General features: G+C 58.4%; 13 protein-coding genes. 2 read left to right on the top strand and 11 right to left on the bottom strand.

Features of this window, described 5'->3' with window-relative positions; all coding sequences use genetic code 11:
• Window positions 1-276: 276 nt before the first annotated feature.
• From topA to sucC, 4 genes are all read right to left on the bottom strand, one after another.
• A complete protein-coding gene (gene topA / locus PA598K_RS01095; protein WP_128655063.1) occupies window positions 277-2,367 on the bottom strand; it encodes a type I DNA topoisomerase in 2,091 nt (696 codons plus the stop codon).
• A gap of 31 nt (window positions 2,368-2,398) precedes the next feature.
• Complete coding sequence (dprA, locus tag PA598K_RS01090) at window positions 2,399-3,511, bottom strand: DNA-processing protein DprA (protein ID WP_128655062.1); 1,113 nt, start codon at window positions 3,509-3,511, stop codon at window positions 2,399-2,401.
• Between the two features lie 195 nt (window positions 3,512-3,706).
• A complete protein-coding gene (gene sucD / locus PA598K_RS01085) occupies window positions 3,707-4,642 on the bottom strand; it encodes a succinate--CoA ligase subunit alpha (RefSeq protein ID WP_128655061.1) in 936 nt (311 codons plus the stop codon).
• 45 nt (window positions 4,643-4,687) lie between these two features.
• On the bottom strand, window positions 4,688-5,848 hold the full coding sequence (sucC, locus tag PA598K_RS01080) for an ADP-forming succinate--CoA ligase subunit beta (protein WP_128655060.1): 1,161 nt from the start codon (window positions 5,846-5,848) through the stop codon (window positions 4,688-4,690).
• 260 nt (window positions 5,849-6,108) lie between these two features.
• Between sucC and PA598K_RS01075 the strand changes: the two genes are divergently transcribed.
• Window positions 6,109-6,807: an anthrax toxin lethal factor-related metalloendopeptidase gene (locus PA598K_RS01075; RefSeq protein ID WP_128655059.1), complete on the top strand. Its 699-nt coding sequence runs from the start codon at window positions 6,109-6,111 to the stop codon at window positions 6,805-6,807.
• 175 nt (window positions 6,808-6,982) lie between these two features.
• Window positions 6,983-8,527, top strand: coding sequence for a YifB family Mg chelatase-like AAA ATPase (locus PA598K_RS01070; protein WP_128655058.1), 1,545 nt, complete (start codon window positions 6,983-6,985; stop codon window positions 8,525-8,527).
• Window positions 8,528-8,813: 286 nt separating this feature from the next.
• Here the strand turns inward: PA598K_RS01070 and PA598K_RS01065 are convergent, their stop codons facing one another.
• The 7 genes from PA598K_RS01065 to fliK all read right to left on the bottom strand — a co-directional run.
• A complete protein-coding gene (locus PA598K_RS01065; RefSeq protein ID WP_185601406.1) occupies window positions 8,814-10,262 on the bottom strand; it encodes an FtsW/RodA/SpoVE family cell cycle protein in 1,449 nt (482 codons plus the stop codon).
• Window positions 10,259-10,591: a PadR family transcriptional regulator gene (locus PA598K_RS01060; protein ID WP_128655055.1), complete on the bottom strand. Its 333-nt coding sequence runs from the start codon at window positions 10,589-10,591 to the stop codon at window positions 10,259-10,261. Before PA598K_RS01060 ends, PA598K_RS01065 begins: the two co-directional genes overlap by 4 nt.
• Window positions 10,592-10,702: 111 nt before the next feature.
• Window positions 10,703-12,133: an FtsW/RodA/SpoVE family cell cycle protein gene (locus tag PA598K_RS01055; protein WP_185601404.1), complete on the bottom strand. Its 1,431-nt coding sequence runs from the start codon at window positions 12,131-12,133 to the stop codon at window positions 10,703-10,705.
• Complete coding sequence (locus PA598K_RS01050; RefSeq protein WP_128655055.1) at window positions 12,130-12,462, bottom strand: PadR family transcriptional regulator; 333 nt, start codon at window positions 12,460-12,462, stop codon at window positions 12,130-12,132. The genes PA598K_RS01055 and PA598K_RS01050 overlap by 4 nt, the downstream gene beginning before the upstream one ends.
• A 162-nt stretch (window positions 12,463-12,624) precedes the next feature.
• Entirely contained in the window at window positions 12,625-13,008 is a 384-nt protein-coding gene (locus PA598K_RS01045; protein ID WP_128655054.1) for a YraN family protein, read from the bottom strand.
• Window positions 13,001-13,297, bottom strand: a complete 297-nt coding sequence (locus tag PA598K_RS01040; RefSeq protein WP_128655053.1) for an EscU/YscU/HrcU family type III secretion system export apparatus switch protein — start codon at window positions 13,295-13,297, stop codon at window positions 13,001-13,003. Before PA598K_RS01040 ends, PA598K_RS01045 begins: the two co-directional genes overlap by 8 nt.
• Window positions 13,294-13,990 (bottom strand): flagellar hook-length control protein FliK (gene fliK / locus PA598K_RS01035; protein WP_148091911.1); only part of this gene is annotated, 697 nt, incomplete at its 5' end. The genes fliK and PA598K_RS01040, both read right to left, overlap by 4 nt.

The following is a 13,990-nucleotide window of genomic DNA, read 5'->3' as shown; positions in this document are numbered from 1 at the left end:
CATTTCCCTACTTCCTAAAGGTGGTTCAAAAAGTACGCTTTTGATCACGAAGCAACTCTTGAAGCTTAATCGGCATCGAATCTTGAAGGCAGTCGGATGAGAGTTTCCAAGGGAAACTAGCTTCGTAAGCCTCTGCTTAGGTGCTCACGTAGCTGCCACTACGCTCCGCTCCTCATTTCCTCCTGCCTTCAACCTTCTCGGTGCTGAAAACCGAACTTTTTGAACTTGAATTTATGGAGAGGTGGTTCAAAAAGTACGCTTTTGATTTCTATTGCCTCACGCTTCCTGCTCTTCCGGCAGCTCCTCGGTATGGTCGCACGACGTGCATTTGAGCTTTCCGCCGCTCCGGTTGCGCTTCTCCACCATCGCTGAGCCGCAGGAAGGACAAGGCTTGCTGACTGGTTTGTCCCAGGACACATAGTCGCATTCGGGATAACGATCGCAGCCGTAGAAGATCCGACCTTTCTTGCTGCGCCGCTCGATGACCTTGCCTTCCTTGCACTGCGGACAAGCGACGCCGACCTCTTTGATGATCGGCTTCGTATTGCGGCATTCCGGGAATCCGGAGCATGCGAGGAACTTGCCGAAGCGTCCCATCTTGTAGACGAGATGACGTCCGCACTTCTCGCAGATCTCATCGGACACTTCATCCTGGATCTCGATCTCCTTCATCTCTTCCTCAGCGACCTCCAGCCGCTTCTCGAAGGACGAGTAGAACGAAGCCAGCACCTTCACCCAATCCTCGCTGCCTTCCTCGACATGGTCGAGGTCGTCCTCCATATGGGCGGTGAACTCCGCATCGAGGATCTCGGGGAAAAACTCCTCCATCAACTGGATGACGAGGTCGCCCAGCTCGGTCGGTACGAATTTTTTCTCCTCGATCGCCACGTAGCCGCGCTTCTGGATCGTCTCCAGGGTCGGCGCGTACGTACTCGGGCGTCCGATGCCCAGCTCCTCAAGCGTGCGTACTAGCCGAGCTTCTGTATAACGTGGCGGCGGCTGAGTGAAGTGCTGCTTCGGCTCGATCTCTTCCCGCTCCACCTTATCGCCTACGGCGAGCGGCGGCAGGAATTTGTCTTCCTCGGTCGTGCCGTCGTCATTGCCCTCGACGTACACCTTCATGAAGCCGGGGAACTTGAGCTTGGAGCCCGTCGCCCGAAAGACGACGGAGCCGATGTTCAGATCGACGGTCATCGTGTCCAGCACGGCCGAAGACATCTGGCTGGCCAGGAACCGCTCCCAGACCAGCTTGTAGAGCCGAAACTGATCTCTCGAGAGGAATGGCTTCATCTCCTCCGGCTCGCGTAACGGCGACGTCGGACGGATCGCCTCATGCGCATCCTGAGCGCCGGCGTTTTTCTTCGTGTAGACGCGCGGCTGCTCTGGCACATAGTCGGCGCCATACTTATCGGTAATGTAGACTTTGGCCTCTTCCTGAGCGATCGGCGAGAGGCGCGTGGAGTCGGTACGCATATAGGTGATCAGACCGACGGTGCCTTCCTTGCCCAGATCGACGCCCTCGTACAGCTGCTGGGCGACGGACATCGTCTTGGCCGCCCGATAGCCGAGCTTGCGGGCAGCCTCCTGCTGCAGCGAGCTCGTGATGAACGGCGGCGCAGGGTTGCGCAGGCGCTCCTTCTCCTTGACCTCGGCCACTTCAAAAGCGCCATCCTTCATCGCCTCAAGCACTTGCTGCATCTCCGCTTCACTGCCGAGCTCCCGCTTTTCGCCGTCGATGGAATAGTACTTCGCCTCGAAAGCCGCTTTGCCGTGCTTCAGCTTGGCTGTGATCGACCAATATTCCTCGGGTACGAACGCATCGATCTCGTTCTCCCGGTCGATAATCAGCTTCACCGATACCGATTGGACCCGACCGGCAGAGAGCCCCTTCTTCACTTTCTTCCATAATAAAGGGCTGATCTTGTAGCCGACGAGTCGGTCGAGGATACGCCTCGCCTGTTGCGCGTTGACCAGATCCATGTTGATCTTGCGCGGCGTTTTGAATGCGTCCTTGACCGCCTGCTTCGTAATCTCGTTGAAGACGACGCGACAGCTCTCGGTCTCGTCGAGCTCCAGGTAGTGCGCCAGATGCCAAGCGATCGCTTCGCCTTCGCGATCCGGGTCAGCCGCCAGATAGACGCGCTTGACCTTTTTGCTGGCATCCTTCAGCTCTTTGAGGATGCTTCCTTTTCCTCGAATGGTTATATATTTGGGTTGAAATTGATTTTCGACCTCGACGCCAATCTGGCTTTTCGGCAAATCTCGAATATGGCCCATAGAGGCTTTGACGATATATTTGCTGCCGAGGTACTTACCGATCGTTTTTGCTTTTGCCGGTGATTCGACAATGACTAGTGAATCCGCCATCAAGCGTCCTCCTCTCTCTCCTAGTTGCCTTCTACAAGGCACAGTAAATGGAACCGGGATGTTGCTCAATCTTACGTTTTATAGTTAAATTTATCAGAACTGCGTGCAAAAGTCCAAACGGCATCCCCGTCTTGGCATGCAACGCGTCCGTCGAAGCCGGCTCCTCCTGTAGCAACCGGTAGATTCGACGCTCCTCGGCCGTCAGAGACGACGCCTCTTCATCCGGCTCCTCAGAGGCCGTCTGCAGCCCTCCGAACGCTGTCAGCGGCACCTCAAGCTCGCACAGAATATCATCCACCCCGAGCGTCAGCTTGGCCTTCAGATCGCGAATATAGGCATTGGTGCCAGCGCTCTTGGGAGAGTTGGCCGGTCCGGGCACGGCAAACACCTCGCGATTCATATCAAGCGCCTGATCGGCTGTAATGAGCGAGCCGCTGCGGGCAGCAGCCTCGATCACAAGCGTGCCGAGCGACAAGCCCGAGATAATCCGGTTGCGTATGGGAAACAAGCCGGGATGGCACTTCGTGCCGATGGGATACTCCGAGAGGACGAGTCCCTCTTCGCCGATCCGACGCTGCAACGCGGTATGCTCCCTGGGGTAGGCAGTATCGATCGGCGTACCGAGCACGGCGATCGTGCCGCCAGGCTCCGTCAGCGCAGCCTCGTGCGCACAACGGTCGATCCCGCGCGCCAGGCCGCTGACGACGGTTATGCCGCGTGTTGCCAGTTGTCCCGACAGCTCCCGGGCCATATGCTTGCCATAGGCTGTCGGTCCGCGCGTCCCTACGACCGCCATCATCGGTCCCTGCAGCAGCTCGGTCCGCCCTAGCGCATACAGCACCCACGGCGGCTGTGGGATATCCCGCAGCCACTCGGGGTACGTCGGGTCTAGACGCGTGATGATTTGTACGCCCAGCTTGCGATACAGCGCCTCCCGCTCCGCCGCATAGCCCGGTCGGAGGCGAGCGGCCAGCTCCCTCGCTTGCGCGGGTCGGATATCCAGACGCTCCCAGTCTTCTGCTTCATAAGCAACGCATGCCATGAGGGAGCGCTGCGCAGCCTTATTAATCGTATGCCATCCTATGCCCTGCATCTCATGCATGGCAAACAGTACTTGTCTTTCATTCCAGATGGAAGCATTCATCTCGGACACTTTCCTCTCCGTCAGCCTGCATCCTTTTCCTATTTTGCTTGACAATGTTGCAGAATGCAAGAGACCTGTTAAGTTATAGGATAAAAAAACAGCCTTTCAAGCCCCTATATAGGGAATTGAAAGGCTGCTTGCCTTTGCTGCGCGATGCCAAACGAGCACACACGCATGTATATTATGAGTATGCGATTAGCCTTGACGGGTAATGCACTTCTCCAGCAGACCGCGCTCCTCGAGGACGCTCACAAGCGTCGAGCCCATCTCGGACGGCGTAGGAGCAACTTTGATGCCGCATGCCTCCAGCGTAGAGATCTTCTCGGCTGCGGTGCCTTTGCCGCCGGAGATGATCGCACCGGCATGTCCCATCCGCTTGCCCGGAGGCGCCGTCGCGCCACCGATAAAGCCGACGACCGGCTTGGTCATGTTGGCTTTGACCCACTCGGCCGCTTCTTCCTCGGCTGTGCCGCCGATCTCGCCGATCATGATGACCGCGTACGTCTCAGGGTCGTCGTTGAAACGGCTCAGGATGTCGATAAACTCGGAGCCCTTGACCGGGTCGCCGCCGATACCGACTGCCGACGATTGACCGATGCCACGCGTGCTGAGCTGGTGGACGGCTTCATAGGTCAGCGTACCACTGCGGGAGACGACGCCGACATGGCCCTTCATATGGATGTAGCCCGGCATAATGCCGATCTTGCACTCATCCGGCGTGATAACGCCCGGACAGTTAGGTCCGATCAGGATGGTGTCGCGGCCTTCCATATAGCGCTTCACTTTCACCATGTCGAGCACCGGGATGCCCTCCGTGATGCAGATCGCCAGCTCCATGCCAGCGTCCACCGCTTCCATGATCGCGTCAGCTGCGAACGGAGGCGGTACGTAGATGACCGATGCCGTTGCGCCGGTTGCCGCTTTCGCTTCCGCGACGGTATTGAATACCGGCAGCGAGACGACCTCGCCGTTCTCCAGCGTAATCTCAACCTTGGTGCCACCTTTGCCCGGCGTGACGCCGCCGACCATCTGCGTGCCATAATCCAGCGCGCCTTTGGCATGGAACAAGCCGGTTGCTCCGGTAATGCCTTGCGTTATGACTTTTGTATTCTTATCTACCAAAATACTCATCGAAGGCTCACATCCCCTAAATGAATTCGTATGTTGACGTGCGGTTTATTTAACGAGGGCTACAATCTTCTGAGCGCCGTCCGCCATCGAATCGGCCGCTACGATATTGAGTCCCGATTCATTCAGAATCTTTTTGCCGAGCTCTACATTGGTGCCTTCCAGACGTACGACGAGCGGACGATCCAGCTCGATCTGCTTGGCCGCTTCGACGACGCCGTTGGCGATGACGTCGCAGCGCATGATGCCGCCGAAAATATTGACGAAGATGCCTTTCACTTTTTCATCCGAGAGGATGATCTTGAAGGCTTCCGTTACTTTCTCTGTCGTCGCGCCGCCGCCTACATCGAGGAAGTTGGCCGGGTCGCCGCCGTAATATTTGATAATGTCCATTGTCGCCATCGCCAGACCTGCGCCGTTGACCATACAACCGATGTTGCCGTCAAGCGCGATGTAGCTGAGGTCGAATTTGGACGCTTCGATTTCTTTTTCGTCCTCTTCGTCGAGGTCGCGCAGCGCCACGATATCCTTGTGACGGTACAACGCGTTGGAGTCAAAGTTAAGCTTGGCGTCGAGCGCGATCACGTCGCCGTCGCCAGTGACGACAAGCGGATTGATCTCGGCGATCGAGCAGTCCTTTTCCACGAATGCGGTGTACAGCGCAATCATGAATTTGACCGCTTTGTTGACAAGCTCGTTAGGAATGTTGATGGCATAGGCGAGCTTGCGCGCCTGGTAAGGCTGCAGGCCAACCGCTGGATCGACGATCTCCTTGAAGATCTTCTCCGGCGAATGCTCAGCGACCTCCTCGATCTCTGTGCCGCCCTCCTCGGAAGCCATCATGACGACTGCGCCGCTGGCGCGATCGACGACGACGCCGACATAGTATTCCTTTTTGATGTCGCAGCCTTGCTCGATCAGCAAGCGCTTGACTTCCTTGCCTTCAGGTCCGGTCTGATGCGTGACCAGCACCTTGCCCAGAATTTCGCTTGCGTAAGCGCGTACCTCATCCAGACCTTTGGCCACCTTGACGCCGCCGGCTTTGCCGCGACCGCCTGCATGAATTTGCGCCTTTACCACAACAACCGGCGTTCCCAGAGCTTCTGCTGCAGCTACCGCTTCATCGACGGTAAAGGCAACTTTGCCCTCGGGTACCACGACACCGTATTGCTTCAGGACTTCTTTGCCTTGATACTCATGGATATTCATTCACGAAATCCTCCTATCCGAAGCTGGATCCTTGATATGTACACAAACCTTATTTATCATATCACTTTTCGTCCGAGCTTTCCTTAGTTTTCAACAAGATTGGTCAGTTTTTTTTGAGATCGCATTCATTTTCTCAGAGAACGGTTGCAAATGACGTCGACAACGCTCATATTCTCCTCCTTTATACCTATTGTGCACTTCCTGTCACCGCCTTAAACTGGGGAGGATTTCATACTGTGCGGGGTAAGGTGAGACGAAGCGTGAAAAGATGGTCCCCGGGCGCAGCGCTGCGGCTGATCGCCCTCCTGATGGCGCTGCTGCCAGCGAGCGCCTCGCTACTCGCTGGCAACCTCCCAAGCGGAGAGCCGAATAGCGCTGCCATGAATGCAGCGATCCGACAGCAGCTGCTCGAGACGCCGCTGGCACCCTATGATGCGGCCGAGGCAGAGCGGATGGCCTCGCGGATCCTCGAGCTGCCGCAGGGATTGCTCGATGCACTGATCGATGCGCATGTCCGCATCCGCCTCATCAATGGACGGCTGACCGATGAGCCGGAGATGCTTGGCTTGCGCGGCCAGACGCCGCGAGGCTGGGAGCACAGCGGTCTGACATGGGACGATATCCCCGGCATCGGCGGCAAGCTGGTCATCCTGCGGATCGGCTACAGCGACCATGGGCGCGGTCACGGCTCCGTCAACCTTGAGCTGCACGAGACGTTCCATGCGGTCGATACGCATGTGCTGGGCCGTCTCTCCGCCTCGCGCATCTGGCGACTGCTCTTCGAGCAAGAAGCGCAGTCGTTGTTTGCGGGTACGCGCTACGAGGAGCGTTATCCCGAGGAGTATTTCGCCGAAGCGTCGGCGATGATGTTCTACTCGCCCGAGACCCGCGCGGATGTCGCGGTCAAGGCGCCGGCGACCTATCGGTTCCTGCACGGGCTGTTCCGCGTCTACGAGTAAATGCAGAGGCAGGATGTTGACCGGTCAACACTGTCCACCTCCCCCGAAATACTCTCTTAAAACCGCTAGCCGCATACCCGGTTGACAAGATAACGCATTGCGCGATACGATAATGCCATACAAATGGGAACGTAAGGAAGCACCTTCATCCGATACTGATGGGGGTGCTTTGTCTATGTATATGAAGCTATGCAGCGCCAGCGTGCTCGGCGTCGAGGGAATGCTGATCGAGGTAGAGGTCGATATCGCGAGCGGCTTGCCGCAGGTGTCGCTCGTCGGCTTGCCCGACCCGTCGGTGCGCGAGTCGATCGAGCGGGTGCGGGCGGCGATCCGCAATGCCGGCTGTCGCTTCCCGCTAGAGCGAATCACAGTCAATCTGGCCCCGGCCGATCTGCGCAAGATGGGAACAGCCTATGATTTGGCGATCGCGATCGGCATCCTGGCAGCCAGCGCGCAGCTTGCGGGAGCGCGCTTCGAGCGGCTGCTGATCCTCGGCGAGCTCGCCTTGAGCGGGGAGATCCGGGCTGTGCCCGGCGTGCTGCCGATGCTCGAGGAGGCCCGACGCCAGGGACTGAGCCGGGTGCTGTTGCCTGCGGGCAATGCCGCAGAGGCAGCGCTCCTGAGCAGCCTGACGCTGCATCCGGTCAGTCACCTGAGCGAGCTGCTGCACGCTGGGGCCGAGGAGGAGCTGCCGGTATATGAGCCGTCGCTCCAGGATGCCGCGCCTGCCGCCCCTGCTCAGTCAGGTGCAGGGGCGGCAGGCGATTATAACGAGGTGCTCGGCCAGCACCAGGCCAAGCGAGCGTTGATGACGGCGGCAGCCGGTCGTCATAACATCCTCCTGCTGGGCCCGCCAGGCACCGGCAAGACGATGCTGGTGCGGCGGCTGCCGGGCATCCTGCCTCCGCTCGAGGAGCAGGAGGCGCTGGAGGTGACCAAGATACGCAGCGTCGCCGGACAGCTCGAGCAGCCGCAAGCCGGGCTCGTCCGGGAGCGACCGTTCCGCGCGCCACACCACACAATCTCGGCGGGCGGCCTCATCGGCGGAGGATCGATCCCCAAGCCCGGCGAGGTGACGCTGGCTCATCATGGCGTGCTATTCCTCGATGAGCTGCCCGAGTTCTCGCGCAACGCCCTTGAGGTGCTGCGCCAGCCGCTGGAGGAGCGCAGCGTCACGATCGCCCGGACGCGCGCTGTCGTGCGTTTCCCCTCGCACCTGATGCTGGCGGCCTCGATGAATCCTTGCCACTGCGGATATCACGGCGATCCGCTCTACCCCGAGCGCTGCGTCTGCTCGCCGCTCAAGATCGCCTCCTATCGCGCCAAGATCTCCGGACCGCTGCTAGACCGCATCGATCTGCAGGTCGAGGTGCCCCGGCCAGCCGACGCAACGGCCAGCCAGCCGGGGCTGAGCTCGGCGCAGATGCAGGAGCGTGTGCTCGCCGCCCGCGAACGCCAACACGCCCGTCGGCAGATGACGGGCGTGAGCTGGAACTGCGAGCTGGAGGGCGAGGCGCTGCACCGGGCCGCCCCGCTGGATAGCGGCTCCACAGCACTGCTCGCCGAGGCTTATGAGGCGCTTGGCCTGAGCATGCGCTCGCACGACCGCGTCCTCAAGCTCGCCCGCACGATCGCCGATCTCGATGACGCCTCGGCGATTCGCACCGAGCACCTCGCCGAGGCGATCCAGTACCGCTGCCTGGATCGCGAGCTGCGGTGAGAAGGGGAACTAGCGCGCGGGCGCGGCGACAGGGCGCAAGAGGCGCTTGGACGCATAGTGTCGTGACTTGCGACGCGAGCTGAGGTGAGACGACAACAGGCGTACAGACGCGGCAGGACCTGAGAAGCACCTCTACGCGCAGCGCCGCGGAGTGCGGCGTAAGGTGCTCCAGAGTGGAAGATGCCGTAAGTCGTGCAACAATAGCCGAGCCATCCGTCGCCATCTCTAAACGCTCGCCACAGGGCGAGCGTTTAGAGAATCGTAGAAGGACGGACAGGCTAGCTTATCACGCCCGCTTGCCGACCAGACTGCTGCTACGTTCGCCGGATGACACTCGCTGCTGCTTGGCTACGCTCAGGATGAGCCCAATAGCCAGCATATGCAGCAGCATCGAGTTGCCGCCGTAGCTCACCAGCGGCATCGAGACACCTGCGAATGGCGCCCACCCAAGCGACATCAGGATTGACCAGACGAACTGCAGACCCATGATCGAGACCAGACCGGCGATCAGCAGCTTGCCGAATGGATCGCGCACCTTGCTGCCGATAATAGCGGCACGGACGATAAAGGTTAACACCAGCGCGGAAAACCCGATTCCCATAAGCCAGCCGTACGTATGAATCATTACCGAAAACAGACCCTCGCTGTGCAATCCTGCTAATCGTTCGTCAAGCGCCACCGGTCCGTTACCAAACCAACCTGCTTCTTTGATATGTGCAGATAACAATGAAACAACGAAATTCTCTCCCTCAGCCGAAGGGAAGATTTGTGAGAGGAAGCGTTCCAAATGATAAGGTTTAAGAAGCGCCAGAAGCGTCATAGCCGATAAGCCTGATGCAGTAGTTACCAGCTTTTGTTGCCAACTGATCCTCAGTATCCACAGCTGTACTAACGATGAGCTAAGATAGAGCGCAAGCAGCACAAAAGCATTGGTCGCAGCGAAAAACACAATTGGAACGACTACCCTCGCCAATAACTCTGCGCCTGTTCTCTGGAAGGTCCACTCGCGAACCGACGTCACAGAGGCATTGGAGACGATCAGAAGGAACATCACAGCCATCATCGCATGGATACTCCCAAACGGCAAAGCAATAAACACTCTCGAACCATTCATTGCGGGGGCTAAAAAGGCCGTGTATAGCATAAGTACAACAGCTAATGCATAGAGTAGCCAGGATTTGCGAGCCAAGCTGCGATAGTCGTAAAGCCAAATTGCGCCAGCTAAAATAATGCCAATTACGGCGAACAGGACTTGATCAGCAAACAAATCCGTGTTAGTAAAGCTCGTGCCCATCCGGAGATCCAGAACGTACATATAAAACAAACCAAGACCCAGCATTGTAGCAACGATGCCGATCAGTCCCCACTCGATGACCGGCTTATGTACCTCATTGAGCTGCCGTCCAATATCGCGGGCATCGCCCATCCGGGCGACGGCGACTCGCTCAGCCTCTTGTCGCTCCATGCCCTCGGCCATCAGCTCCTCCACCAGATCGGCGATATGCCCCTCCAGCTCGCGGCGGACGCTGCGGTGCGCCTTCTTCGTACGGATCTGCTCGCACACCGTCTGCAGAAATGCTGTGATGGGCTGGCTCATCGTCTCCTGCTCAGGAGCTGTCTGTGATGCGTTTGCAGTCATCCGTGACTCTGACGCCTCCGCCGTTTGCTGCATCAAGGACGCCAACGCAGGAGATTCTGACGCTTTCGCTGCCGGCCGCTTCCACCATCGCTTCATGCCCAGCCCTCCCCGACGACCCGTTCTACAGCCACTTTGTACGCTTGCCATTCCTGTTTTTTCTCCTGCAGTCCCTTAAGTCCCCGCTCCGTAATCCGGTAATACTTCCGTTTGCGTCCCTGCTGCTCGGACCAGTACGATTCGACCCACTGCTCGGCCTCGAGCGCGTGCAGCAGCGGATAGAGCGTCCCCTCCTTCAGCGCAAACACACCCTCCGATCGCTTCTCGATCTCCTTCACCAGTTCGTAGCCGTACAGATCGCCGCGCGCAAGCTGCGACAACAGCAGGATCGAGGTGCTGCCTTTCAATAGCTCCTTGCTTATTTTCATCTTGTTCTTCCTTTCTTTCCATACATCAAAACGAAGGAGCTGGCGTTGCAAATGAAGCGAACGTGCCCAAGAACAGCCAGCAAATGTGTTGCTTTCTAATTATGATACTTGTCAAACCCGCTTGCCGACCAGACTGCGGCTACGTTCGCTGGATAACGTCCGCTGCTGCTTGGCTACGCTGAGGATGAGACCAATAGCCAGCATATGTAGCAGCAGCGAGGTTCCGCCGTAGCTCACCAGCGGCATCGAGACACCTGCGAATGGCGCCCACCCAAGCGACATCAGGATCGACCATACGAACTGCAAACCCATGGTCGAGACAAGTCCTGCTATCAGCAGCTTGCCGAATGGATCGCGCACCTTGCTGGCGATAATAGCAGCACGGACGATAAAGGTTAACACCAGCGCGGCGAACCCGATCCCCATCAGCCATCCGTATGTATGGATCATGAGCATAAACAGTCCTTCGCTTTCAAGGAGGGGGAGGCTCCTTTCCATAGCAACGGGACCATGTCCAAGCCAACCGGCTTGCTCTGTGACGGATTGAAAATTAACCTGCAAATAATTCCCGAAATCGTCAGGTCTCAGGAATGCGGTCAACCGCTCCAAATAAAAGTGAACGCTCGTATGCGTCATGAAGAGGACCGGCAATGCCAGTAAGCCCGAGCTTGTAATCAATGCGGTCACTTGAAGAGCTGATCTGCGGGTGAACCATACCTGAACAAAAAAAGCTGCCACATACAAAACAAGCAACGCCCTCGTATTCGTCATTATAAACAACACGGAAGGCACGCCTAATCGAAGGATCAGTTGCATCGCCGCTGTTCTGAGCGTCCACTCGCGAGCGGGCTCCATCGCTGCCGCCGAGATGACGAGCAGGAACAAGGAGAGCAGCGCGCCGTTAAAGGAGATGAAAGAGAAATTCATGTAGGCTTTTGATCCGTTGACCGGCGAAGTGAATTGTAGTAACAACAAGAGGCCGATGGCAATAACGTAACATGGCTCGCCCAGCGCTTGCAGCTTGCGATAATCCACCCACCAGATCATCGCTGCCATAAGAAGACCAATGACTGCAAATACGGCTTGCTTTGCAAATAAATTCGACTGACTGACAAAATACTGTAATTCAGCCACGTACATATAGAAGAGACCAAGACCTAGCATTGTAGCCACGATACCGATCAGTCCCCACTCGATGACCGGCTTATGTACCTCATTGAGCTGCCGTCCAATATCGCGCGCATCGCCCATCCGGGCAATGGCGACTCGCTCGGCCTCTTGTCGCTCCATGCCCTCTGCCATCAGCTCCTCCACCAGATCGGCGATATGCCCCTCCAGCTCGCGACGGACGCTGCGATGCGCCTTCTTCGTACGGATCTGCTCGCACACCGTCTGCAGAAATGCCGCGACGGGCTGGCTTTGCGCCTCTTGCTCAGCAGCTGGCGGTGAGCCAATCGTTGCTCCATCCAACACGGTATGCGTTGACCGAGACTCCGCTACTACTGCTTGCGACGCTGTCATCCGCTTCCACCATCGCTTCATGCCCAGCCCTCCCCGACGACCCGTTCTACAGCCACTTTGTACGCTTGCCATTCCTGTTTTTTCTCCTGCAGTCCCTTAAGTCCCCGCTCCGTAATCCGGTAATACTTCCGTTTGCGTCCCTGCTGCTCGGACCAGTACGATTCGACCCACTGCTCGGCCTCGAGCGCGTGCAGCAGCGGATAGAGCGTCCCCTCCTTCAGCGCAAACACACCCTCCGATCGCTTCTCGATCTCCTTCACCAGCTCGTAGCCGTACAGATCGCCGCGCGCAAGCTGCGACAACAGCAGGATCGAGGTGCTGCCCTTCAATAGCTCCTTGCTTATCTTCATGCTGCCCTTCCTTTCTTTGTTCCTGGACTATGAAAATGATTATACCTCAACTTACTATGCATCGCAAATCTATGTATAAGAGTATGTCGAGAAACAGACAAAGCCTCAGTCTCGATCCACATTGTGGGGAGACTGAGGCTTGTTCGTGCTGTAGACCTTCACCTAAAACGCGCCTTCGTAGTGACGAATATCCTGCACTTGGTGCGTCTTGTCCAACATGACGGTGATGACATCAAAGCGGATCTTTCGCTCTTGCATCCGCTTGCTATACATGTACATCTGAGCCATGCGACGGAGCTTCAGCTGCTTGCGATAATCGACAGACTCGGCGGCTGTGCCGAAGCGACCGCCCTCCCGCCGTGTACGAACCTCGATAAAGACGAGCGCCTCTTCACCCTCCGGCAGCTCGGCGACCATATCCAGCTCACCCGAACGGCATCGCCAGTTCGCGTCGCGGATGCGCCAGCCGATTGCTTCCAAGTAATCGCGCGCCGCCCCCTCGCCCAGCTTGCCTATGGCAACACGTGAAAGCGGCGGCTCAGTCATCCCACATCCCGGCCTTCTGATCCGATTGATAGATGAAGCTCAGCACCTCGGCAACGAGGGTATACAACTCTGGTGGGATCTCCTGGTCGATATCCAGCTGCGAGAGCACCTCCACCAGCGAGGCATCCTCCTGAATCGGCACGCCGTGCTCGCTTGCTTTGGCGACGATCTTGTCGGCCAGCAGTCCTCGCCCCTTGGCGATCAGCACCGGCGTCGCCTGATGCTCCGGGTCGTACTTGAGCGCGACAGCCTGCTTGGGCTCCTGCTCCCTGTCCCTTGGTTGTCTCATGCGCGCAGGTCCACCCCCCGATAGGGCTTGGCGGCATAGCCGCCGCGATCCGGCAGCTGGGCGCTGCCCGCCAGCGCCCCCTTCTTGGCCTGCGCATCCTCCCGTTCCTCGGCGCTCGGCAACGGCGTGCTGCGCAGCGTAAGCAGTTGGTAGCCGCTGCGCGTCATCGCTTCGGCGAGCTGGCCGCGAGACGTCTCGAGCAGTCGAGCAATCGCCGGATGGTCGTTCCAGATCGTCAGACTGACGATCTTGTCGACGACCTGCACATCGACGAGCGTATCTCCGAGCTGCTTCATCTGCAGGTCAAACAGTAGTCGGCAGTTGCTCGCATCGATCTCGCCCTTGCGTCCCCGGCGCGTCTGGATATGGACCGATGCCGTCTGATTGCCGTCCTGCGCGTGGAGCGGGATGAAGATCGACAGATGCGACATCATCGCTCCGCCCCGCTCCGCCGAGAGCAGCAGCTGCTGACCCGTCACCTGCTGCAATAGCTGCTGCGCCGCCTCGCGTAGCGCTGGCGGCGCATCGTCCCGGGCCGCGAGCTGCAGCAGCGCGCCCTTGAGCGTCTCCTGCGCCGCAGCCGGCCTTCCGGCCTCGGCTGCGTGCGCAGCAGCGGCGCCAGCCGGGCCGCCCGATGGCAGGCCCGGCGCGCGATCCGCCAGCGCAGCCGCGCGATCCGCCAGCGGCTGCGGC

The organism is Paenibacillus sp. 598K (assembly GCF_003851045.1).
In the GTDB taxonomy this organism is placed as follows: domain Bacteria; phylum Bacillota; class Bacilli; order Paenibacillales; family Paenibacillaceae; genus Paenibacillus_D.
The sequence above is the reverse complement of the archived record's forward strand: the minus strand, read 5'-3'. Positions and strand labels throughout refer to the sequence as shown.

Excerpts from the sequence above, each read along its gene's own strand:
- PA598K_RS01055 (WP_185601404.1), bottom strand. The coding sequence starts at position 12,133 with ATGAAGCGATGGTGGAAGCGGATGACAGCGTCGCAAGCAGTAGTAGCG.
- topA (WP_128655063.1), bottom strand. The coding sequence starts at position 2,367 with ATGGCGGATTCACTAGTCATTGTCGAATCACCGGCAAAAGCAAAAACG.
- PA598K_RS01065 (WP_185601406.1), bottom strand. The coding sequence starts at position 10,262 with ATGAAGCGATGGTGGAAGCGGCCGGCAGCGAAAGCGTCAGAATCTCCT.
- PA598K_RS01045 (WP_128655054.1), bottom strand. The coding sequence starts at position 13,008 with ATGACTGAGCCGCCGCTTTCACGTGTTGCCATAGGCAAGCTGGGCGAG.
- PA598K_RS01040 (WP_128655053.1), bottom strand. The coding sequence starts at position 13,297 with ATGAGACAACCAAGGGACAGGGAGCAGGAGCCCAAGCAGGCTGTCGCG.
- sucD (WP_128655061.1), bottom strand. The coding sequence starts at position 4,642 with ATGAGTATTTTGGTAGATAAGAATACAAAAGTCATAACGCAAGGCATT.
- sucC (WP_128655060.1), bottom strand. The coding sequence starts at position 5,848 with ATGAATATCCATGAGTATCAAGGCAAAGAAGTCCTGAAGCAATACGGT.
- PA598K_RS01050 (WP_128655055.1), bottom strand. The coding sequence starts at position 12,462 with ATGAAGATAAGCAAGGAGCTATTGAAGGGCAGCACCTCGATCCTGCTG.
- dprA (WP_128655062.1), bottom strand. The coding sequence starts at position 3,511 with ATGAATGCTTCCATCTGGAATGAAAGACAAGTACTGTTTGCCATGCAT.
- PA598K_RS01060 (WP_128655055.1), bottom strand. The coding sequence starts at position 10,591 with ATGAAAATAAGCAAGGAGCTATTGAAAGGCAGCACCTCGATCCTGCTG.
- PA598K_RS01070 (WP_128655058.1), top strand. The coding sequence starts at position 6,983 with ATGTATATGAAGCTATGCAGCGCCAGCGTGCTCGGCGTCGAGGGAATG.